Annotated in this window: 25 protein-coding genes; 11 read left to right on the forward strand and 14 right to left on the reverse strand. The window is 36.7% G+C overall.

The annotated features are described in order from the left end of the window. Positions 1-79: 79 nt before the first annotated feature. The gene (locus LC455_RS01745; RefSeq protein WP_223587842.1) at positions 80-841 is read right to left on the reverse strand and encodes a C40 family peptidase; all 762 of its coding nucleotides are present in this window, start codon (positions 839-841) and stop codon (positions 80-82) included. A 369-nt stretch (positions 842-1,210) separates the two neighbouring features. Here LC455_RS01745 and LC455_RS01750 point away from each other — a divergent pair, with 369 nt between their 5' ends. Further along, positions 1,211-2,392: a TIGR04053 family radical SAM/SPASM domain-containing protein gene (locus LC455_RS01750; protein ID WP_223587843.1), complete on the forward strand. Its 1,182-nt coding sequence runs from the start codon at positions 1,211-1,213 to the stop codon at positions 2,390-2,392. A 41-nt stretch (positions 2,393-2,433) separates the two neighbouring features. On the opposite strand, the gene LC455_RS01755 is transcribed toward LC455_RS01750, so the two are convergent. The 5 genes from LC455_RS01755 to LC455_RS01775 form a co-directional block, all read right to left on the reverse strand. After that, a complete protein-coding gene (locus LC455_RS01755) occupies positions 2,434-3,000 on the reverse strand; it encodes a Ger(x)C family spore germination C-terminal domain-containing protein (protein ID WP_223587844.1) in 567 nt (188 codons plus the stop codon). Between the two features lie 12 nt (positions 3,001-3,012). Next, complete coding sequence (locus LC455_RS01760) at positions 3,013-3,531, reverse strand: Ger(x)C family spore germination protein (RefSeq protein ID WP_223587845.1); 519 nt, start codon at positions 3,529-3,531, stop codon at positions 3,013-3,015. Next, positions 3,528-3,773, reverse strand: a complete 246-nt coding sequence (locus LC455_RS01765) for a hypothetical protein (RefSeq protein WP_223587846.1) — start codon at positions 3,771-3,773, stop codon at positions 3,528-3,530. Before LC455_RS01765 ends, LC455_RS01760 begins: the two co-directional genes overlap by 4 nt. A 469-nt stretch (positions 3,774-4,242) precedes the next feature. Then, entirely contained in the window at positions 4,243-4,563 is a 321-nt protein-coding gene (locus LC455_RS01770; protein ID WP_223587847.1) for a hypothetical protein, read from the reverse strand. Between the two features lie 11 nt (positions 4,564-4,574). Next, positions 4,575-4,892: a spore germination protein gene (locus LC455_RS01775; RefSeq protein ID WP_223587848.1), complete on the reverse strand. Its 318-nt coding sequence runs from the start codon at positions 4,890-4,892 to the stop codon at positions 4,575-4,577. Between the two features lie 114 nt (positions 4,893-5,006). Here LC455_RS01775 and LC455_RS01780 point away from each other — a divergent pair, with 114 nt between their 5' ends. From LC455_RS01780 to LC455_RS01820, 9 genes are all read left to right on the forward strand, one after another. Beyond that, positions 5,007-6,350, forward strand: a complete 1,344-nt coding sequence (locus tag LC455_RS01780; RefSeq protein WP_223587849.1) for a hypothetical protein — start codon at positions 5,007-5,009, stop codon at positions 6,348-6,350. Positions 6,351-6,361: 11 nt separating this feature from the next. After that, positions 6,362-7,318, forward strand: coding sequence for a magnesium/cobalt transporter CorA (corA, locus tag LC455_RS01785; RefSeq protein ID WP_223587850.1), 957 nt, complete (start codon positions 6,362-6,364; stop codon positions 7,316-7,318). A gap of 111 nt (positions 7,319-7,429) precedes the next feature. Beyond that, on the forward strand, positions 7,430-8,452 hold the full coding sequence (locus LC455_RS01790; RefSeq protein ID WP_223588654.1) for a M42 family metallopeptidase: 1,023 nt from the start codon (positions 7,430-7,432) through the stop codon (positions 8,450-8,452). Between the two features lie 163 nt (positions 8,453-8,615). Further along, positions 8,616-8,765 (forward strand): teichoic acid D-Ala incorporation-associated protein DltX, encoded by a 150-nt coding sequence (dltX, locus tag LC455_RS01795; protein ID WP_223587851.1) that lies wholly within the window; start codon positions 8,616-8,618, stop codon positions 8,763-8,765. A gap of 17 nt (positions 8,766-8,782) precedes the next feature. Further along, complete coding sequence (gene dltA, locus LC455_RS01800; protein ID WP_223587852.1) at positions 8,783-10,300, forward strand: D-alanine--poly(phosphoribitol) ligase subunit DltA; 1,518 nt, start codon at positions 8,783-8,785, stop codon at positions 10,298-10,300. Further along, on the forward strand, positions 10,297-11,463 hold the full coding sequence (gene dltB, locus LC455_RS01805; RefSeq protein ID WP_223587853.1) for a D-alanyl-lipoteichoic acid biosynthesis protein DltB: 1,167 nt from the start codon (positions 10,297-10,299) through the stop codon (positions 11,461-11,463). The genes dltA and dltB overlap by 4 nt, the downstream gene beginning before the upstream one ends. A 5-nt stretch (positions 11,464-11,468) precedes the next feature. Further along, a complete protein-coding gene (dltC, locus tag LC455_RS01810) occupies positions 11,469-11,705 on the forward strand; it encodes a D-alanine--poly(phosphoribitol) ligase subunit 2 (protein ID WP_223588656.1) in 237 nt (78 codons plus the stop codon). Then, positions 11,702-12,916 carry a D-alanyl-lipoteichoic acid biosynthesis protein DltD gene (gene dltD, locus LC455_RS01815; protein WP_223587854.1) on the forward strand — a complete coding sequence of 405 codons (1,215 nt, stop codon included), beginning with the start codon at positions 11,702-11,704 and terminating at the stop codon, positions 12,914-12,916. Before dltC ends, dltD begins: the two co-directional genes overlap by 4 nt. A 67-nt stretch (positions 12,917-12,983) precedes the next feature. Further along, positions 12,984-13,199, forward strand: a complete 216-nt coding sequence (locus tag LC455_RS01820) for a twin-arginine translocase TatA/TatE family subunit (RefSeq protein WP_223587855.1) — start codon at positions 12,984-12,986, stop codon at positions 13,197-13,199. Between the two features lie 52 nt (positions 13,200-13,251). Here the strand turns inward: LC455_RS01820 and LC455_RS31270 are convergent, their stop codons facing one another. Both LC455_RS31270 and LC455_RS01825 read right to left on the reverse strand, forming a co-directional pair. Next, positions 13,252-13,377, reverse strand: a complete 126-nt coding sequence (locus LC455_RS31270) for a hypothetical protein (RefSeq protein ID WP_263297650.1) — start codon at positions 13,375-13,377, stop codon at positions 13,252-13,254. A gap of 110 nt (positions 13,378-13,487) precedes the next feature. Further along, positions 13,488-14,039 (reverse strand): hypothetical protein, encoded by a 552-nt coding sequence (locus tag LC455_RS01825; protein ID WP_223587856.1) that lies wholly within the window; start codon positions 14,037-14,039, stop codon positions 13,488-13,490. A 261-nt stretch (positions 14,040-14,300) separates the two neighbouring features. Here LC455_RS01825 and LC455_RS01830 point away from each other — a divergent pair, with 261 nt between their 5' ends. After that, a complete protein-coding gene (locus tag LC455_RS01830; RefSeq protein WP_223587857.1) occupies positions 14,301-15,524 on the forward strand; it encodes an NAD(P)/FAD-dependent oxidoreductase in 1,224 nt (407 codons plus the stop codon). A gap of 80 nt (positions 15,525-15,604) precedes the next feature. Here the strand turns inward: LC455_RS01830 and LC455_RS01835 are convergent, their stop codons facing one another. The 6 genes from LC455_RS01835 to LC455_RS01860 form a co-directional block, all read right to left on the reverse strand. Beyond that, complete coding sequence (locus LC455_RS01835) at positions 15,605-16,552, reverse strand: aminoglycoside phosphotransferase family protein (protein WP_223587858.1); 948 nt, start codon at positions 16,550-16,552, stop codon at positions 15,605-15,607. Positions 16,553-16,561: 9 nt separating this feature from the next. Beyond that, complete coding sequence (locus LC455_RS01840) at positions 16,562-16,930, reverse strand: VOC family protein (RefSeq protein WP_223587859.1); 369 nt, start codon at positions 16,928-16,930, stop codon at positions 16,562-16,564. A gap of 118 nt (positions 16,931-17,048) precedes the next feature. Further along, positions 17,049-18,029, reverse strand: coding sequence for an ABC transporter permease (locus tag LC455_RS01845; RefSeq protein WP_223587860.1), 981 nt, complete (start codon positions 18,027-18,029; stop codon positions 17,049-17,051). Then, positions 18,022-18,936: an ABC transporter ATP-binding protein gene (locus LC455_RS01850; RefSeq protein WP_223587861.1), complete on the reverse strand. Its 915-nt coding sequence runs from the start codon at positions 18,934-18,936 to the stop codon at positions 18,022-18,024. Before LC455_RS01850 ends, LC455_RS01845 begins: the two co-directional genes overlap by 8 nt. 14 nt (positions 18,937-18,950) lie before the next feature. Then, positions 18,951-19,727, reverse strand: a complete 777-nt coding sequence (locus LC455_RS01855; protein ID WP_223587862.1) for an SGNH/GDSL hydrolase family protein — start codon at positions 19,725-19,727, stop codon at positions 18,951-18,953. A 237-nt stretch (positions 19,728-19,964) separates the two neighbouring features. Next, entirely contained in the window at positions 19,965-20,579 is a 615-nt protein-coding gene (locus LC455_RS01860; protein WP_223587863.1) for a DedA family protein, read from the reverse strand. Positions 20,580-20,681 lie beyond the last annotated feature (102 nt).

The raw sequence follows: 20,681 nt of genomic DNA on the forward strand, positions 1-20,681 counted from the left end.
AAGACTCAGTTGATTTCCGCTCCTATCAACATAAAAAAACCTTTTATCGTTTTGGATAAAAGGTCTTTTTAATATTTTATTAATACGGGGTTCTTGCACCAAGGTACTTTGGTTTCCAGTAGGTATTTGTCATATCGGCTATTGCAACACCGTGTGATCCCGCTTGAATAAATTTATTATCGCCTAAATAAATTCCAACATGTGTTGGCCCCGGTGCATACGTTTCAAAAAATACTAAATCACCAGGATTTGGGGTGCTGATCACCTTTAAACCAGACCACTGGGTTGCAGCTGTACGTGGAATTGTTATGCCAACTTTATTTAAGACATAACTTGTAAACCCGCTGCAATCAAAGCCAGCCGGAGTATTTCCTCCCCATAAATACGGGGTTCCGATATATTTCTTAGCTTCATCCATTACCATTTGCGCCTTTGAAACCGTTGGTGCCGGAATTGGTGATTGCAAATTCGCTGTAACCTTCAATACTTGGCCCACATAAATCGTATCTGATGTTAAGTTATTGATAGATTTAAGCTGTGTTACCGAGAGATTATTTCGGGCTGCGATTCCCCAAAGGGAATCCCCTTTTTGAACTGTATATGTTGTTTCGTGGGTATGCGGAGCTAATAATGATAGTTTTTGATTTACAAAGATATTATCGCTAGTAAGCTGATTCCATGCCCTTAAATCAGCAACTGACACACCGTTCGCTTGCGAAATTTTCCATAGGGTGTCCCCTGATTTGACCGTATAGATATTTTCATGTGCGTATACAGACCCTCCAAAAGAAGTAAACAAGATGCCGGCAGCGGCCGCAACGGTCAGTAGATGTTTTTTCATAGAGGCGCGACTCCTTTTAATATATTGGTACATACATCATAAAGGAGATAGATGCCTGGTTAATATGGCAAAGATATGGTTTTCAATACAGTTCATCCCTAAATTGGTAATGAATGCACTTATTATTACACGAAAGAAATATTGCCTTTCTAGGCACTGTAAAGGCTAGAACTACTTTTTTCAAAAACAGGTTAAGCTTATGTAACATATTTGTAATATTTTACGGACTAGATTTTTTACTATTTTCCTAGAAAACAATGTAGAAATTTTGTAACAAACCTCCCATGCACACACCGGCGATAAAATTATAATGAACCTATAGAAACAATTTAAATGTTTTAAAAAATAATAATGAATCTGGTGATGAAAATGCAAGGAATTAGTAAAGGCCATCCAAAGCTCAAAGGACATCAACATGGAATGGGTAAGACAATTGATTATGATCAAAACCCATTTATCGTGATTTGGGAAGTAACAAGAGCTTGTCAGCTAAAATGCGTTCACTGTCGCGCTGATGCGCAGGTTACCCCTGACCCGTGGGAATTATCCCACTCGGAAGGAATCAATCTCATTGACCAAATTTACGATATGGATAATCCAATGCTTGTGTTCACAGGCGGAGACTGCATGATGAGAGAAGACTTATTTGAACTCGCTGATTATGCCATAAAAAAAGGTATGCGTGTTTCAATGACACCTAGTGCGACGCCAAATGTAACTATTGAAAAAATGAAAAAGGCAAAAGCAGTAGGCCTTTCACGCTGGGGCATCAGCCTTGATGGACCAACTCCGGAAATTCACGATCACTTCCGAGGAACACCAGGTTCATTTGAACTTACGCTTGAAAAAATAAAATACTTAAATGAATTAGATATGCCGCTGCAAATTAATACGGTTATCTCTCGATACAACTATGATCATCTCGAAGATATGGCCAAGTTAGTTTGTGAATTAAAGGCAGTAATGTGGTACATCTTCCTGCTTGTTCCAACTGGCCGCGGTCAATTAGACGCATGTATTTCACCTGCAGAGCATGAAAAAGTTTTTCGCTGGCTATACGAATTAAGCAAAACCGCTCCATATGATATTAAGACCACCGCAGCACAGCATTACCGCCGGGTGGTATTGCAGCAAAAACAGCGGGACCATTTAATCGAAAAAGGCGAAATTAAATACGAAGATACGATTACAACTGATTTCGCCTCGATGCACGATGGCTTAAAGCGTGCGCCAAAAGGTGTAAACGATGGAAACGGCTTTGTGTTCGTGTCTCATATTGGCGATGTCATGCCAAGCGGTTTATTGCCGATTGTCGGCGGAAATGTTCGTGATACTCCACTTGCAGAAATTTACCGGGAATCGAAAGTATTCAAGGAGCTTCGCCAGCCTGACAACTATAAGGGCAAATGCGGTGTCTGTGAATACAACAAAATTTGCGGTGGTTCCCGCTCAAGAACGTATGCGGTAACTGGAGACTATTTAGAGAGTGAACCATTCTGTGTCTATATCCCACAAGCAATGAGGAATAAAGAATCTTCCTCTTTAGTTTAAATTAATAATGGGCATTCCAATTTTAGGAATGCCCATTTTTTTCATTCAATTAATCCCGTATCACTGATTTTTACTTTCGTATCTACCTTAAAGGCAAGTTGAGGATAAATTCGCTGCCATTCTTCCCAATCATTCTTATTAAAATGGCGGGAGCGATAACGTAAGCCAAAACCAATCGGGTCTACATTTGCTTTTTGAATTTTCACCAGTACCTCTTTAATTTGCTTTTTTAATTGCCTTTCTGCAGCTTTTTCATATTGGGATAAATGTTCATTCGTTATTTTTACGGTCGTTTCCTCAATATTCCCTTTTACCTTCACACTCAAATTAATGTATGGCTGTTTTCCTTTTGGTGTAAGAATTTTATATTTTGTTTTTATTTTGGACGTGTTCACGATAAATTTCTTATTTCCTGTTTTTACCCATAATGCACTTTTATTTTCCCGATTCATTATGTGATTAAGGATTTTCGTCTCTTCTTGGGCTAAACTAAGAGTCAATCCACTTTTATTAAAAAGCCCTACTGAGTTAATTTCTAGTATATCTTTTTTCGCTTCAATGATTGGAAGAAAGGGGTCTAATCCTCTTTCAATTAATCTTTTTTTCATATCAAAATAAAACTATGAAATGATATAGGGTGTTTCTGACCCTTCTTTTCCTAGAGAAAGAAATAAAGTATTGGATGGGAGCTGTTCTGATTTAGGCTTTACCTTTAGGACTTCCATCGCTGTTGGTTTACCGATTGCCACCCATGCAATTTCTTGGATATCTCTTCTTCTTGCTAACCAATAATAAACCCCTGCGTTATCGGTTAATTTAACCATTTCTTCGCTGAACACCACTACTTTGGCATGACTAAAATCAATTTCTTTATCAACTTTTGTTTTAATCGCCCTTACGGCTTCTGCCATGGAATCAGCTTTTTCAGTAACAATGATAAAATCATTTGCCTTATTCTTACCCCCCGGTATCGCAAATTTAAGGCTGACCAGATATTTTTTCGAACTGTTCTTTGTTTTATCAACCCCGATACTGACAACAAACAAACGTTTATCGATGTCTTTAAAGCCACAGCCATTTAACATTAAGACTGCTGTTAACGTGATTATGATAAATCTCCACTTAACAAGAGTTTTCATGCTGTCCGCCTCCTAGCCCAAAGGAAAAAGATAGAGACGGTCATCACTTCAGCACCAAGAAGAAGGATCAACCAATAAGCAGTTATTTTATTTAAGAGAACCGTATTTAGAAAAATGACACCTGCAAATGCACTGCAAGAAAAGGCAGCCAAAATCATCCAATTTATCTTTTTGTTTTCTTTTCCCTTAAAGATGCCCTTCAATAATTCAAAGGCTACATGCCAGTGAATGGAAATACTCATGAGTGAAATACTCATATAAAACATTAAAAAGATGTATAAGACACGTCAATTGGACTATAAACTAATCGGAGAGAATCTGAAGTAGAAATTCACGGATAGAGATATTCCTGTGCCCCATCTGAACCGTGAAAACCAATGGGAATAAAAAACGTGGTAAATAAATTAAAAATCCCCAAAAATAAGATAATAATAAAATTCCAATACCTTATTTTTTCTTTGATTACTCGATTAAATATGATTAAATTCGTAAAACCAGAAAAACTATAAGTTGCTGCTGCTAGGGCCTTTATATTTGGTCTCTCAAATATATGTGTCCCGAGTTCCATTATAGAATCCCAGCTTAAGAATCCCTGGTAAGCGTCTTAAAGATAATAAAACCTATTAACGGTGTATTTAGAAATAAGACAATTTCCAGAAAGTATATGACCCTTTTTGTCGGGAGCTGGATAATCAGAAAAATCGCTGCTAACTAAATCGTGATCATTAAAAGTTTCGGCATCTCAGGATTAATGAAACGGCTTAATATATCGGTAAAATTAAGTAATGTAATGAGCCCAGCTGAAAACCAAAGAATTTGAATACTCCCTAAGTGAAGATTTACCAGCCAACGGTGTTTTGAATCTGCTAATATTTCTGGTAAACCCTTGCCTGGAAATTTATTAAGAGTATGACTGTATAAATAATTCATTCCAATCCCGATTGGTATGGCAATAAGGACACCCATAACAGAACCCTCATATCGATGCTCAATCAATATTTTCGGAACAAAAATAATAACATTGATCAGCATATTTAATAACACTAAAATAGAAAGATAAAATCCTGATAAAATAGTACGGCCACTCCCCTGATTAACTCTTCAAGAGTTTGCTCTTTATTCTCAAATGGTTTCACCTTTGGGTGTGATTGCAGATAATTCAGAAACCTTTCAGCCGTCGCATTTTCGAAAAAAGGTTTGACCACATAATCTTGGATGACGGTCTCATCACTATTCGTTTTTATATATAAAGCTTCAATGTATTTTTCTTTCGTATGGAGTTCCTTGAAAACAGCATCCTCAGACTGCATTATTTTTTCTTTTAAATCTTCTTTGATGGATAGAACTTTATTAGATGGCATCTCCATGCTCCTAACAATTTCTTTCATCCTAATTTCCTCAAAGATTGGAATTTTATTCTATTAAATCGGGAATGTTGATTTTAGACAGCTTTTATTTGAAAGGAAAATTAGGAAATGATGATAAAGGAAAAACAGGTATCACAGGCATTTTTTCAATTTATTCTCCCCTTCTCATGGAAGGCAGTTACGATACGCAATTTCATCTTATTTCTACAAAAGAATCAATTTACCCCATATCGCTTAAAAGAATTACATAATGAAACGGCCTATTATGGAGGCTACCAAGTCTTACACAGTGATATGGAGGCTTTTTTTCATCCAATAACCTCTCAATTTCTCTTTCCATCATCCGGTCATGAGAAGGGATTTCAAAGGTATACGAAAGATATAAACGTAGAGAGCTTGTTGACAATTAACCATCAAAAAATTCCGTTTCAAATCCATTCCATTGATTTAATCCTCTGTCCTTATGAGCTTGGATTCATTACAGTACGGACAGAAATAAAGGATACCTCTTTATCGAATGCAATAGATTTTGCCAATCATTTTAATAGGAAGGATTATGAGGATTTGCTTCCAGATTTGAGACACTTTGTTAATTTGGATTCACCACCCCCATTTTTGGAGCCAGACAAAATGCATATCCAATCGCTTCTTCATTTCGCTGATGGAGAATCCATTGACGAAGTCGATGTATTCCGCTCAGTAACGCTTTGTGGGGAGAACGTGGGAAATCATGAATATATAACCAACTATGTAAAAGACCACAGCTATAGCCGTTGGGCTCCCAATACATATATCTGTGTAAATGAAAACTGTTTTTCTTGTCTAACCAATAGCAGCACCCCAAAATTAATGGCTGTGGCCAAGCGCTTTTACGGAGAAAACTACTATTTGCATCTAATCAATCTATTTAATAAATTGGTGTTTGTTAAAATTGCCCAAAACTATTCAACCATTCGCATTGAGAAAGATTATAATGAAATAGAAAAACTAATTTATTTTATTAATTCGTTTACTTCAAATTTTTTCTTTATAGAGTATCCAACTAATTTAGAAGGTCAGGAGCTTTTTAAACTCTTTAAACGTGCCTATAATATTGACTCGTTGTATTTAAATACTAAAGAGACACTTTTCAGCTTATTTAAGTATGAGGAAAATTCAGTGACAAAAAAGGACAGTATGCTCCTTTTAGTTCTCACGCTTTATACGGTAATCTGCGGTATCTTCAGTATGAACCTATTTACAAAGGATCTAGAAGGAAAGATTGATTGGTCACATTTTAAGTCATATAATCCCTTTGAATACTTCGCGGTTTTTATTGTTTTTAGTGGTATTATTGTGGTAGCCATACTTGGTTTCCAAAGCTTGTATCAAGTCATTCAAGAAAGAAAGAATAAAAAGCAATGGGATGAGCAGGCTGTTATTTCATCCCAAGTTCCCAAAAAAAGTAACTAGGAGTTATTGATATGATTAGCTTCATGGGTATTACCCAGTCAAATACATTAGTAAAACAAGAAACGATTGATAAATTAACTCTACCCAAATATAAACGCTTTTGGGTGGATTTTAATGAACCAACTGATGAGGAGATAAAACATTTAAGCGAAACTTTTAATTTTCATCCACTGGCTATTGAAGATTGCATAAATACTACCCTTCAAAGACCTAAACTCGATTATTACGATGAATATACATTTTTTATTACTCACATTGTTCGAGAAGAAAGAGAGGAAATCATAAAGGAAGAGCTAGAATTTTTTGTAGGTGAAAACTATATAGTTACTTTCCACCTTAAGCCTTCTATTGAAGTTGCTCAAGTAGTGAATAGAATAACAACTTTAACCAACTTAGATAAGTTTACAAATACTCATGTGTTTTATGAAATTTTAGACAAAATCGTAGACAACTACTTCCCTATTATTTACAAAATTGAGGATAAGTTAGATGAAATTGAAGATAACACTCTTAATAAACCAATGAATAATTTATTAAAAGAATTATTCGAAACAAGATATATGTTATTAAATCTAACGCATACTGTTAATCCAATGCGTGATTTGCTCTACCGAATGTTAAATTCTCAGCATTTGAAAAACTTAATTACAAGAAAAGAATATTATTCTGATATCTACGACCATCTTTTAAAGTTATCGGAAATGCTGATGGCAAACCGAGAGATAACCGCTGACATTCGGGATAACTATCTTTCGTTAAATTCCCATCAAACCAATAATGTGATGAAGGTTCTTACGATTATGACTTCCATTTTCGCTCCACTAACATTAATTGCAGGAATCTTTGGGATGAACTTTAAAAATATGCCTGAATTGGATTGGAAATATGGATACGGCTATTCTTTGGTTTTAATGGGCGTAATTGGGTTATCAATGTTTCTCTGGTTTAAGAAAAAGGGATGGTTTTAATTTACGTGCACTATTGTTTAATTTTCGATATAAGCCAATCAATGTATAATAGACTGTATGAAAAAACAGAAAGGGGTACATTCCGTGCAAAATAAATATACAGAGGAAACCATGAAATTATTGACGGACTTAGTATCAATTCCAAGCCCGTCCGGGAATACAAATGAAGTTATAACTTTTGTTGAAAAATACCTTTCCGAGCTGAAAATTGAGACGAAAAGAAACCGTAAGGGCGGATTAATTGCGACGATTGAAGGCAAGGATCAAAGCAGACACAGGATGCTGACGGCTCACGTAGATACACTCGGGGCAATGGTTAAGGAAATCAAATCGAATGGGAGACTCAAAATTGACCTAATCGGCGGATTTAAGTTCAATTCGATTGAAGGAGAATATTGCCAGATAGAAACAAGCAGCGGCAAAAAATATACGGGGACCATTTTAATGCACCAGACCTCCGTCCACGTATATAAAGATGCCGGAAAAGCAGAACGAAATCAGGAAAACATGGAAATTCGAATTGACGAAAAAGTACATAATGCCGATGATATTCGCGCACTTGGAATTGAAGTAGGTGACTTCGTATCCTTTGACCCGCGTGTTGAAGTAACACCAAGCGGCTTCATAAAATCCCGCCATCTAGATGATAAGGCAAGCGTAGCTTTGTTGCTCCAGTTAATGAAGCAGATAAAAACTGAAAATATTACACTCCCTTACACGACTCATTTTCTGATTTCTAATAATGAAGAAATCGGCTATGGCGGCAATTCCAATATTACACCGGAAACAGTTGAATATTTAGCCGTTGATATGGGAGCTATCGGCGATGGTCAATCTACCGATGAATACACCGTATCCATCTGCGTAAAGGATGCAAGCGGCCCTTACCATTATGAATTACGAAAAAATTTAGTTGCTTTAGCAGAAGAAAATCAAATTGAATATAAACTTGATATTTATCCGTTTTATGGTTCCGATGCGTCTGCAGCCATCCGTGCCGGCCATGATATTGTCCATGGACTAATCGGACCTGGTATTGATTCATCTCATGCCTTTGAACGGACTCATCAATCGTCGCTTGAAAATACTGCTAAGCTTTTGTTCCATTACATTCAATCAGATTTAGTTCTATAATCATCTTTTCAAAAAGGCCAAGTGTCACAACTTGGCCTTTTTTATATTATTTTTTAGGATTTGGTCACTTAAAATTAATTCTTTTCTCATCTAATTTTAATGCAACAGATTCAAAACCGAATTATTATAGTTAAGTCAGTTGGGATTTAGGGGGTACACCACTATGTTTGCTAGATTTAAAGCTTTCTTTCTCAATCAAAGGATAAAGTGGTTCGGCCGCTTTGTCTATTATTTGCTGATACTTCTTTTGTTATTTTTTATGTACGGTTTTAATGATGCAAGTGCCGGTTCTTATATTTACAACGACTTTTAATGTGAGGTAGGTAAACAATGAGAATATTAAACACCATAAGAGAGCTTGCACAATCACAACCCGAAACATTGGCCTATATTTCACCCAATGTGGAAATTACTTATTCCGAGCTTTGGAGACAGTCTGATCAAGTGGCTGACTTTCTTATAAACCAAGATTTACAAAAACAATCACCGATATTGGTATATGGACATATGGAAGCCTCAATGCTGGTTTCTTTCTTAGGCAGTGTAAAGTCAGGTCATCCCTATATACCGGTAGATACCTCGATTCCGTCGGAGCGGGTGATTAATATCATTAACAGTGCTCGAGTGGAATTAGTCATTAATTGTTCTGGGCAAGAGTTGGACATTGATACGACTTCAATTTCTGTTGTAATTTTAGAGGAAATCCTTTTGGGGCAACCCTTTGAAAACCAAGTTGACCCCAAAAACTGGGTTGAAAACCAAGATAATTTTTATATCATATATACCTCCGGCAGCACTGGTAATCCTAAAGGAGTTCAAATTTCAGCAGCTAATTTGGAGAGCTTTGTGGATTGGATGACTATGGATTTTCCGATCAATGGACCATTTCGATTTATAAATCAAGCACCTTATTCCTTTGATTTATCTGTTATGGACCTTTACCCTGCTTTGGTCAGCGGAGGAACCCTTTTTGCTATCACGAAAGAAATGATTGCAAGGCCAAAACTTTTATTTGAGGCATTATATGATTCTAAAACACAAATTTGGACATCTACGCCCTCTTTTGTGCAGATGTGTTTAATGGACCCCTCTTTTAATGAGGAGCTGCTGCCTGATATTTGCGTGTTTTTATTTTGCGGGGAAATTCTCCCTGTTGGCATCTGCCGGCAATTATTCGACAGGTTTCCTAAAGCAAAAATATTCAACACATATGGACCAACAGAGGCGACGGTAGCAGTAACCTCGATTGAGGTTACTGCTGAAATGTTGGATTCCTATCCATATCTCCCGATTGGAAAACCGAAAGAAGATACACAGATCCTATTTTTAGATGAAAATGGTAAAGAGGCTTCCCCTGGTGAGAATGGAGAAATGGTTATTGTCGGTCCAAGTGTTAGTAAAGGGTATCTTGGACAGCCGGAACTAACGGAACGGGCTTTTTCTCAATATAATGGGTATCTCGCCTATCGCACAGGGGATGCCGGCTACCAAAATCAAGAAGGGCTTATTTTCTACAAAGGCCGGATTGATTTTCAAATTAAACTGCATGGCTACCGAATGGAATTAGAAGAGATTGAATTCCATATTGCCAAATCAAAATTTGTGAAAGCTGCAGCCGTCATACCAGTTTTTCAAAATGAGAAAATTGACTATTTAGAAGCCGTGATTATCCCTGATCATTATGAATTTGAAAAAGAATATCAGTTAACGGGTGCGATAAAAAAAGAACTTCGCGAAATTCTCCCTGCTTACATGATTCCGAGGAAGTTCTCCTATCATAAGGAGCTTCCGATTACGGCCAATGGGAAACTGGATCGAAAAACAATAAAGGATATGGTGCGGACATGACGCCATATGGTTCCTTCACATTCTTTTTCATCATCGGAATCCTTTTAGCACCGACTATTATTCTTGGTTTACGGGGAAAAAGATTTCATACCTATAATATGTTGGCAACGATTGCTGCCTTAGGTTTGATATTTTCATCTTCTCTTAATCAGGCATTGGCGTTAATACTGTTTACCATTTGGCAGGTTTTATTAATCAGGTTATATATCCATTCCCGAAAACAATCGAATGGCAATGGCATTTTTTACACGGCGGTTTTTCTATCAATTCTGCCCTTGGCCGTTTCGAAGCTCCTGCCTTATTTTTCGCACCTTAGCGTAATTGGTTTTCTGGGAATTTCTTATTTAACCTTTAAGGGTACACAAATCATTATGGAGATTAGAGATGGGCTTATTAAAAAGGAACTGCCGTTATCTAAGCTGTTATATTTTATCCTGTTCTTCCCAACCATTTCATCGGGTCCGATTGACCGATACCGCCGGTTTGAGAAGGATCTAGAAACGCAAATTTCCGGAGATGATTATAAGCAGCTCCTTTATGATGGAATCAATAAGATCTTCCTTGGATTTTTATATAAATATATTATTGGTTATTCTATCAATCATTTTTTTATCGCTAATTTACGATTTATTGCCCATAGCCAATTTCAGCATCACTTATATTATATGTATGCATACAGCCTCTATCTCTTTTTCGATTTTGCAGGATATAGTGCTTTCGCGATTGGTGTTAGTTATATTATGGGAATTAAATCTCCTGAAAACTTTAACAAACCTTTTATCAGCCGGAATATCAAAGATTTTTGGAATCGCTGGCATTTGAGTCTCTCCTTCTGGTTTCGAGATTATGTTTACATGAGGTTTGTTTTCTGGATGACAAAGAAGAAATGGATAAAAAACCGCAACATTGTCTCAAATCTTGGCTATATTTTACTCTTTTCAATCATGGGCTTCTGGCATGGCCTTGAAATCCAATATATTCTCTATGGAATTTATCACGCCCTACTGATGGTTCTTTATAATTCATTTGAACGATTTAACAAGAAACATAAATGGTGGCCAAACAATAAATTTACCCGTGTTGCAGCTATTATCATTACGTTCCATTTCATTTGCTTTGGGTTTTATATTTTCTCAGGACAATTATTTCAAAAGGGAGTTTGATTAACATGGAATTTAAAAATGAAGTTATCGCATTATTAGCTGAAATCTGCCAGGACGATGTTGTGAAGGAAAATCCGGATATTGATTTATTTACGTCTGGTCTGTTGGATTCTTTTGGCACTGTTGAATTACTTGTTCAGGCCGAGGAACGGTTTAATATTCTCATTCCTATCACAGAATTCGATCGCGAAAGTTGGAACACGCCAAATAACATTGCCAATTTATTGGCTGATAGAAGATGAAAAAACCTTTATTTTCACCAATTTTCTTAGCTTTCCTTGTTCTGGCTATGTTGATACTAATACCCAGCCAATGGATTGAAGACCTCATTCCAAAATCTAGAGTTGCTCAAGCGGCAACGGAATTAAATCCATTTATGTTTCAAGGAAAGTATGTTCAAGAAAAGATGTTGGAGAATAAACAGTATTTGCCGATTTATGGCTCATCCGAGCTTGCAAGGCTGGACCGTTTTCATCCGTCCAATTATTTTAAGGAATCGAAGGATGGATTTACACCATTTCTTGTTGGCCGTGGCGGGACAGAATCGTTAATTCACTTTTTAAATTTTGCAGAGCATACGAATCAGCTTAAGGGGAAAAGGCTCGTTTTTGTCCTGTCTCCGCAATGGTTTCAACCGGGAGGAGCAGACGAAAGCCATTTTGTTCCCAATTATTCTTCCCTTCAAGGATATGATTTTGCCTTGAATCAAAATATAGATCCAGTGATAAAGAAAAAAGCCATTAAGCGTTTGCTTACTTTTTCTCCGATAAATAGTGACCCGCTACTTTCAACGATATTAAAAGCGGAAATTACGAATGATCCTTTGACAAAGAAAAAGGCTGCTATCTATCGTCCCTTTGCCACTCTTTATCATGATTTATTGGTTAAAAAGGATTTTTATTATACGCTCGCAGGCGGTTTTTCCCGTAATCGTGATATTAACAAAAAAGTCCGAAATAAATCCTGGGACCAATTAGAAGTCCAAGCTGAGCATTTGGGTGAACGACAATCAACGAATAATCCTTTTAATATTAGTAATTATCAATACAATAAAATAAAGAAAATGGTTCCTTCCTTAAAGGATTCAAAGGTCGGAGCATCCTATGGTGAATCCCCTGAATATGGTGATTTCCAGCTTGTCCTTGATTTGCTGAAGGAATCAGGAGCAAAACCATTATTTGTATCTGTTCCCGTAAATGGGAAGTGGTATGATTATACAGGATTTCCGTTAGAAGGCCGGGAAGCGTATTACACCCGAATAAAAAAGCAAATTGAGTCCGAGGGCTTTCAAATTGCCGATTTTTCAAATCATGAATATGACCCTTATTTTATGAAGGATACGATTCATATTGGCTGGAAAGGCTGGGTATATACAGATAAAGTTATAAAGGACTTTTATGATGGGAAAAATGTATCTGATACTTTAGCTCAAGCAAAATTGCTGAAAAACTAGAATAATTATAGTATATCCGTTATAATAATGTAGACTATTTACCAGCCACTCACTAGGAGATGTAATTATGTTTTCAAATATTGGTGTACCGGGATTAATTTTAATTTTAGTGGTTGCTTTGGTTATCTTTGGGCCAAATAAGCTGCCGGAAATTGGACGCGCGTTTGGCAAGTCAATTCGTGAGTTTAAGAGAGCGACTGAAGGAATTGCCGACGATATCAAGGAAGAAATTAAAGAAGATATAAAAGAAGCGAAACAGGAAAAAATTGACTTAAAAAAGTAATATCACAAATGAAAAACATCCCTTCGTTCGAAAGGGATGTTTTTGTTATTATTTACTTCCGGGATTTCTGTGCCATCGCTTGAAACTGGTTCATAAGCATTTTTCGGGATTTTTCATTTCGAAGTAAAAACGCTGCCCCTAAACCTACAGTTGCCAGCATTAAATTTTTTCGTTTCATTCAGATACCTCCTCAAATCTGCATCATTATTAATTTCCCCAGGTTTTACTTTTTAACTACTTAAATTAGAAAAAGCCAATCCTTGAGAGTTGGCTTTTTCACTACAGTAATTATTTCTTTAATAATTCTTTTAGTTTTTGGTTATGTTCTTTGGTTTGCTGTAATAACTGATTTAATAGCAGCGTTGCTTGTTTGTTATCTTTTTTCTCAACGGCAAGACTTAAATCATGGTACATTTTCCAGTGTCCCATCCCCTTGCCGCCATGTGCCTGCTTTATGAATTCCTCTTTTGTAATTTTACCTTCATCCAATTGCTTTTTTAATTCCTGCATCTTTGCCATTTTCTCATTTTTCCATTGCTCGCGCTTCTTTGCATTTTCAGGACTCATCCACTGCTTGTGAAGCGTCTTTCTTTCATCAAGTACCTTCGTCCATTCGGCTTTCTTATTGGGTGTAAATTGGTCTACCCAAGCCAGAAGCTTTTGCTCTCTTTCCTGCATATGGGCTTGCCAGTCTCTGTGCATTTGATGATGCTGTTTGCCTTCAGCACAGTCACAAGGCGTTTTTTCCATGTGTTCTACCGGTGCATGTTCATGTGCACCCACAATTCCTGGAAATGTCAATAATAGCCCCAACGACAAACTGAACAATTTTAACTTCATTCAATATCACATCCTCACTTTTATACTTAGAAGATTAAACCAGTTTTAAATTGGCACGAATTTATCATGCCCAGTTTTTCAAAAAAAATTTACCATTTTGACAAAAATTTAGGGATAACACTCTTGAGTTCTTTTTTACTGTGTCGTAATCTATAAATAAGAATTTATGTGAAATATTTCACAATAAAACGCAGGAGCGACTGCTCTATTTTTTAAAAATAAATTTGTGAAATATTTCACATTATTAGGAGTGAATAAATCATGAAAAAACCGAAAATCGTAATCTTGGGTGCCGGATACGGCGGAATCATGACAACTAAAAAACTTGAAAAGCTGCTAAAACCAGGTGAGGCGGAAGTAATCCTGATAAATAAGCATGATTATCATTATATTACAACCCAGCTTCATAAAATCGGTTCTGGAACAGCAGTAGACCGGCAAATTGCCATGTCCATTCCCGACCTAATTGACCAAGACAAAACTCATTTAAAAAAAGGCACAGTCTCTTCTATTGATATCAACTGCCTGGAAATACACCTAGAAGGCGGAGATACAGTGGAATATGATTATTTATTAGTGGCATTAGGATTTGAAGTTGAAACGTTTGGAATCCCTGGTATTAAAGAAAACGCATTTGAAATAAGAAGTTTTAGAAGTTCTAAAGCCATTTACCATCAAATTATCAAGCAACTAACTCTTTATAATGAGGATCAAGATCCTTCCCGCTTGACCTTTGTCGTGGCTGGAGGCGGCTTTACAGGAATTGAAATACTTGGCGAATTAGCTGAAGGACTTCCAAAGCTATGTAAAAAGCATAATGTTCCATATGATAAGGTGAGAATAGTCGCTGTTGAGGCTGCAGCTTCAGTGATTCCATTTTTTCCGGAAGAATCTATTCAATATACAACTGAAGTGTTAGAAAAAATGAATGTGGAATTACACATGGCAACCAAAATTTTGGAATGTACGCCTGAAAAAGTTAGTCTAGAAAATAATCTGGAGATTGCCACACGGACACTTATCTGGTCATGCGGGGTAAAAGGCAACTCAATCCTGCAAAATTGCGGATTACCACTCATAAAAGGTAAAATCCCTGTAGACCGCTTCCTTCGAGTTGAAAACAGGAAAAACGTCTTTAGTATCGGAGACTGTTCATTATTCATGAAGGATGAAAAAACAGCATTGCCTCCAACCGCACAAGTTGCCTTACAGGAAGCCGATATATGTGCAAAAAATATTGTTGCCACAATACGAGGGAAAGATCTAACAGCCTTTGAATACCACCATAAAGGGTCTGTTGCCTCCATTGGAACAACAGCGGCTGTTGGAAAAGTTGGCAAATTCCGCCTTTCTGGCTTATTTGGAGCGTTTATCAAACAGGTCATTGAAGCAAGGTACCTATATAATCTTGGTGGTCCTGCTCTTATTGTAAATCAGCATTTTGGTGTTAACCGTGAACCAGTAAAAATTACAGCAAAACAATAACCTGACTTTATTCAGTAATCCCCCTTAAATCCCCCCCATGTAAGGAGAACAGCCCCATTTTTTTAAATGGGGCTGTTCGATTAGGAGATCGGAATAAGGATTCTCGCCAATTCATTAAAATTAGCTGCAAGTTTAGCCTTCTGGTTTTGCGATGCAAAATAATTTATATCGCTAAAACGATGGAGAATTGTATACGTCATTAATTTTTTTTGCAGTACGTGATTCACCTGTATTTTGGGAAAACCATAAGACTCAAGGAAATGCTTAATAAGTTTTTGATTACTAATAAACATAAACAGGATAGGTCCTAATAGATCATAGTCACCATCTCCCAAAAAACAATCAGCAAAATCAATAACGCCAGTTAACTTCCAATTTCCATTTCTATTGTTTAACAGTAAATTAAAAGGAGTGTATTCACCTGTAAGCAATTTATTCTCAGGATTTGTGTTAATATATTTTTCTTCTACATATAAATCTAAATCTGAATATAAATTCGAATTTAACTCCATATTTTGGTGGTAATGCTTCATATTTTTGAACTGACTTTGTATAAAACCGTTCCAATTATTTGGCAATTGTTTTAAACCCGTAATCGGAACTTCATGAAATTCCTTTATCGTCTTTCCTAAATCTTTACTTAGATTCTCTTGTTCCTCATTTGTTAAGCGATCCCAAATATCAATCAACAGTTCCCCCTGAAGCTGGGTCATGATTAAATAATTCCAGCCTTCAAATGAACCATGATTGACCAGTTTTGGTGTATCGACGATTTTTATTTTTCCTTCAAGAATTGTGAGAACTTCTAATTCTCTCGTATACTGTTCATTTAAGTGCTTTGGAAATAACTTTATGACAAATTGATTTTCTCCGAAACTGTAAACAATATTGGCACCATAATGATATCTACGAATGTCAGTTAACGGAAATTTTTCCAGGATCAGTATTTCTGCAATTTTTTGATCCCAAAATGAACAATCCCCTTTAAGTAATTCATATTGTTGTCTATTAATAACTGATAATTTCATTATAAACTTCTATACCCACTCCAAAAATTCCATACGATTGCCGAATGGGTCGTGGATATGAATCCGTGAAGCTCCAGGAAGATTATCGTCAGATGTAAAATCAACTTGTTTCTCCTGAAGGCGGGCTTTTAAGTCTTCAATATTTTCAACTACGAAAGCCGGGTGTGCTTTTTTAGCTGGAGCAAACGGTTCCTCCACTCCAATGTGGATTTGAAAGGTACTGAATTCAAACCATACCCCGCCGCGTTTTTTTAATTCCTCTGGCTTCTCCACCTCAGTTAACCCAAGGATTTCACCAAAAAATTCTCTTGCAGCTTCCTCACACCCTTTTGGTCCTGCAAGCTGAACATGATCAATTTTTTTAATGGTAAATGACATACTGACCCCTCCAGATCTTCATGTATACACTATTATTTTATAAAATTAAAAATTTTCTATCAAATATAAATTATAGGAATAAAAAAACTATTTCCGCCGGATCGGAAATAGTTTTTCATTAATAAACATCTTTTTTTGTAAACACTATAAAGGAAACAAGAAGGGCTGCTGCCCACCAAACAAACAAAACCATCATTGAAAATGAAAGATTCATTCCTTCAATGGGTGGTGCCGTCCCTTTCATGTAGTCCGTTAATCGTAAATTGACCATAAAAAAGTATTTTGCTGATTCCCAAGATGAAACCATATTACTTAAGATTGCACCTGAAATTAATGCAGCGAGCATTACACCCATACCAGCGGCCGTACTTCGAATCAAAACGGATAACATAAAGGATAATGTACCAACTACTATAGAAACGAACCATACAAGCCCAAAATCCATTAACAAGAACTTCCACAGTCTTAAAAGCTTGACTTCTGACGTATTTAAACCTGTATCCGTCACATTAAATCCTGTTAAAATCGGGGCTCCCCAGCCTTTATAGCCAAAAACAACCCCAGAAATGGCATAAGACAAAATACCAGCAATCGCAATCACTAATGATACTGCTAAACAGAGAGTTATGTATTTACTTATGAGTACTTTCCACCGTTTCACAGGTCTTGTTAAAAGCAGCTTTATCGAGCCAAGACTATGTTCAGAAGAGACCAAATCACTGGCTATGACCATGACCATTAAAGGGATAAATAAATCAATCGAGCTTTCCAGGAAAATCCTCATAAACGTTGGGGCACCCGGCTCTGCTGGATTAATGTCATGGTCCAGATAATATTGCTGCTGCTGTAAAGAGATTTGAAGCTGCTTTTTCCATTCGTCTGAAATTCGGCTGCTGCTTAACCGATTAGTCGTATCGACGATCTGCTGCTGTAAAATCGTTCTCCAGTCACTGGTCCCTAATTTTTCACGCTGGGTTTGAACCTGCTTATACTGTGCATATGTAAATAACATAACGAGAATACCGATAATGATGGCAATGACAATCAAGCGTTTTTTCGCTATCAGCTTCATCATTTCATTTTGAATCAGTTTATTCAATCGTATCACCCCCGGTTAATTCGAGGAATAGGTCTTCGAGTACAGGCATTTTTCGATTGATTTCAATGACAGACACTCCTGCTTCCACGAGCCGTTTATTCCATTCCGGTGTCTTCTTTTCATCGAATTCTGTTAAAATGGTTCGATCATCTTTTTCCTCAATGGATGTTAAGGAGCTTAATACTTGTTTTCCTTTTTCAAAAGGATCTATGTGCCAAACTACTCTTTCTCGATTCTCCAGAAGCTGTTGTACCGTATCAACACGGATAATGACGCCCTTAGAAATAATCGCCACCCGGTCACATAAAAGTTGGATTTCGCTCAATAAATGGCTGGAAACGAGGACACTTAATCCTTCTTCTTCTGCCAAAAAACGGATAAACTGCCGCATCTCCCGTATTCCTGCCGGATCCAGCCCATTTGTGGGTTCATCTAAAATTAACACTTTAGGTTTTCCCAGGAGTGCCTGAGCAATTCCTAATCTCTGTCTCATCCCTAAGGAGTAGGTTTTAACCTTATCATGAATCCTTTCCGTCAATCCAACAAGTTCAGTAACTTCTTTTATTCGCTCATCGCCAACATCATCAAGCATTCGGGCAAAATGGAGCAAATTATTATACCCTGATAAGTATGGATACAATTCCGGATTTTCAACAATACAGCCAAGGCTGGTCATCGCTTCTTGAAAATGGTTTTCAATATTGTTTCCACAAATTTGAATACTGCCAGAAGTCGGTTTGATCAAGCCTACAAGCATACGAATGGTGGTTGTTTTGCCGGCCCCGTTTGGTCCAAGGAAGCCGAATACTTCCCCTTCACGCAAATCAAAAGTCAAGTCCTTAATTATCTCTCTTCTTCCGATTACTTTTTTTAAATTTTTCACTGATAATGTGATTTTTTTCTCCATATATTTCCCTCTCCTTACCAGGTGAGTAATGAAGCCACTCTTTCCGCAATTAAACGATACCCTTTTGAATTTGGATGAAACTTGTCAGAATAAAGATAATCATTAACTTTCAGTTCAAATAAATCAAACGTAGGAACAAATACGATTTTAGGAAAAGCTGCACTTACTTCTGCACTGTCGTAATTCCAGTGACGAACGACCTTTGACATTTCTTTTCCTTGATTCAATTCAATAAAGGGATTGTATAAACCAATAAAAAACACGTTTGCCTTACTATTGCTTTTACGGATTTGTTCGAAAATAAATTTCAAATTATCAAGATATTTTTTCTCAATAGTAGCAATGTTTCCTGCTTGGAAGTCAACTAATCCTTGCCCGCCTCTAAATAAATCGTTTCCGCCAATTGTTACGAGTACCATGTCAGCTTTTTGGATTTGTCTTTGTACTTCCTTTTCTCCGATTTGCTTTCTAAGCTGGTCCGATCTTTGTCCATTGATGCCGAGATTTGTTAACTGAACAGGACGCTTTGTTTTTTCCTTAATTTCATCCATTAAAACGCCGACGTATCCTTTACCAGTCTCATCCCCCGTTCCACGTGTGAGTGAATCGCCAAGGGCCAGGATGGTTAATCCTTTTTTGTTTTCCACTTTTTTAGATACCGTGTTTGTTTCCGGTACTTTCTCTGGTTTACCTGCATAATACTCACCCACTGCAAAGCCAAGACCGATCAGCCAGAGGAGGCAAAATAGGACTGATATGACAGTAATGGATCGTATGACATTTTTATTCAAAAAACTCATCCTTTCTGGCCTTTTCTCTTATTTAATCACAGATGAAGAATGAATCAAACTTTCAGGACTTTCAAATATGTAATGTTCATTATTTATTAACATTTCATTTTTGACTGGGCTGTTGATTTGCGCTCCAGGCGCTTCGCTTTCCGCTCCAATCAACAGTGTTAAATAATTAAAATGACCTATTTCAAAGTAAAAATAAAAGGAATCCGCATATGGATTCCTACTTTCTTATTACCTAGTTTGTTCTTGTTTTAAGATTCCTTTTTTATATTTTTTAAATAGCAAAACACCTAAAAGTAATATTCCGAGAATAATGCAAATTACCATTATGTATTTCTTAATGATCCCGTGAAATAGGAGCTCCCAATTCGGACCGAGCATTTTTCCTAACAAAATAAAGCTGGCAACCCATAGAAAAGATCCTAAAAAAGAATAGATGGAAAATACCTTTATAGGCAGCCGGGTAATTCCTAAGAAATAGCCCGTAATATGTCTTAAAACAGGGATGAAAAAAACAATAATTAAAAGCTTGTTTCCATATTTATTAAACCATACTGAGGTGGAATGAATCTTTTCCGGGCGAAAACGCAACTGTGAACCATATTTTTCAAAAAAGGGCATACCAAGCTTAGCCCCAATATAGTACGAGACGATCATACCAATTACACAGCCCAGTGTAGCTGCAATGACACAGCCAATCCAGTTTAGTTGACCTTGAAATGAAAGAAAACCTGCATAACCCATCAAGGCTTCCATTGGAATCGGCAGTACGATAATTCCAAGTGCCAATGAGAGAAATAGGACGAGGTATCCATATTCGTTCATAAAGGAAAGTAAAAACTCCATAATCTTCACCTCTCCCTAATAAATAGTTAAGACCATTTTTTGTCATAACCATATTTTATCCATCTTTCGCATATATAGTAATCGAATACCCATTAATTATTA

It is taken from the genome of Neobacillus bataviensis, from assembly GCF_019969725.1.

Excerpts from the sequence above, each read along its gene's own strand:
- LC455_RS01850 (WP_223587861.1), bottom strand. The coding sequence starts at position 18,936 with ATGGAGAAAAAAATCACATTATCAGTGAAAAATTTAAAAAAAGTAATC.
- LC455_RS01760 (WP_223587845.1), bottom strand. The coding sequence starts at position 3,531 with ATGAAAACTCTTGTTAAGTGGAGATTTATCATAATCACGTTAACAGCA.
- LC455_RS01790 (WP_223588654.1), top strand. The coding sequence starts at position 7,430 with ATGAAATTATTGACGGACTTAGTATCAATTCCAAGCCCGTCCGGGAAT.
- LC455_RS01820 (WP_223587855.1), top strand. The coding sequence starts at position 12,984 with ATGTTTTCAAATATTGGTGTACCGGGATTAATTTTAATTTTAGTGGTT.
- LC455_RS31270 (WP_263297650.1), bottom strand. The coding sequence starts at position 13,377 with ATGAAACGAAAAAATTTAATGCTGGCAACTGTAGGTTTAGGGGCAGCG.
- dltD (WP_223587854.1), top strand. The coding sequence starts at position 11,702 with ATGAAAAAACCTTTATTTTCACCAATTTTCTTAGCTTTCCTTGTTCTG.
- LC455_RS01755 (WP_223587844.1), bottom strand. The coding sequence starts at position 3,000 with ATGAAAAAAAGATTAATTGAAAGAGGATTAGACCCCTTTCTTCCAATC.
- corA (WP_223587850.1), top strand. The coding sequence starts at position 6,362 with ATGATTAGCTTCATGGGTATTACCCAGTCAAATACATTAGTAAAACAA.
- LC455_RS01765 (WP_223587846.1), bottom strand. The coding sequence starts at position 3,773 with ATGAGTATTTCCATTCACTGGCATGTAGCCTTTGAATTATTGAAGGGC.
- dltB (WP_223587853.1), top strand. The coding sequence starts at position 10,297 with ATGACGCCATATGGTTCCTTCACATTCTTTTTCATCATCGGAATCCTT.
- LC455_RS01825 (WP_223587856.1), bottom strand. The coding sequence starts at position 14,039 with ATGAAGTTAAAATTGTTCAGTTTGTCGTTGGGGCTATTATTGACATTT.
- LC455_RS01775 (WP_223587848.1), bottom strand. The coding sequence starts at position 4,892 with ATGCCATCTAATAAAGTTCTATCCATCAAAGAAGATTTAAAAGAAAAA.
- dltX (WP_223587851.1), top strand. The coding sequence starts at position 8,616 with ATGTTTGCTAGATTTAAAGCTTTCTTTCTCAATCAAAGGATAAAGTGG.
- dltA (WP_223587852.1), top strand. The coding sequence starts at position 8,783 with ATGAGAATATTAAACACCATAAGAGAGCTTGCACAATCACAACCCGAA.
- LC455_RS01745 (WP_223587842.1), bottom strand. The coding sequence starts at position 841 with ATGAAAAAACATCTACTGACCGTTGCGGCCGCTGCCGGCATCTTGTTT.
- dltC (WP_223588656.1), top strand. The coding sequence starts at position 11,469 with ATGGAATTTAAAAATGAAGTTATCGCATTATTAGCTGAAATCTGCCAG.
- LC455_RS01835 (WP_223587858.1), bottom strand. The coding sequence starts at position 16,552 with ATGAAATTATCAGTTATTAATAGACAACAATATGAATTACTTAAAGGG.
- LC455_RS01860 (WP_223587863.1), bottom strand. The coding sequence starts at position 20,579 with ATGGAGTTTTTACTTTCCTTTATGAACGAATATGGATACCTCGTCCTA.
- LC455_RS01770 (WP_223587847.1), bottom strand. The coding sequence starts at position 4,563 with ATGCTGATCAATGTTATTATTTTTGTTCCGAAAATATTGATTGAGCAT.
- LC455_RS01750 (WP_223587843.1), top strand. The coding sequence starts at position 1,211 with ATGCAAGGAATTAGTAAAGGCCATCCAAAGCTCAAAGGACATCAACAT.
- LC455_RS01830 (WP_223587857.1), top strand. The coding sequence starts at position 14,301 with ATGAAAAAACCGAAAATCGTAATCTTGGGTGCCGGATACGGCGGAATC.
- LC455_RS01780 (WP_223587849.1), top strand. The coding sequence starts at position 5,007 with ATGATGATAAAGGAAAAACAGGTATCACAGGCATTTTTTCAATTTATT.
- LC455_RS01840 (WP_223587859.1), bottom strand. The coding sequence starts at position 16,930 with ATGTCATTTACCATTAAAAAAATTGATCATGTTCAGCTTGCAGGACCA.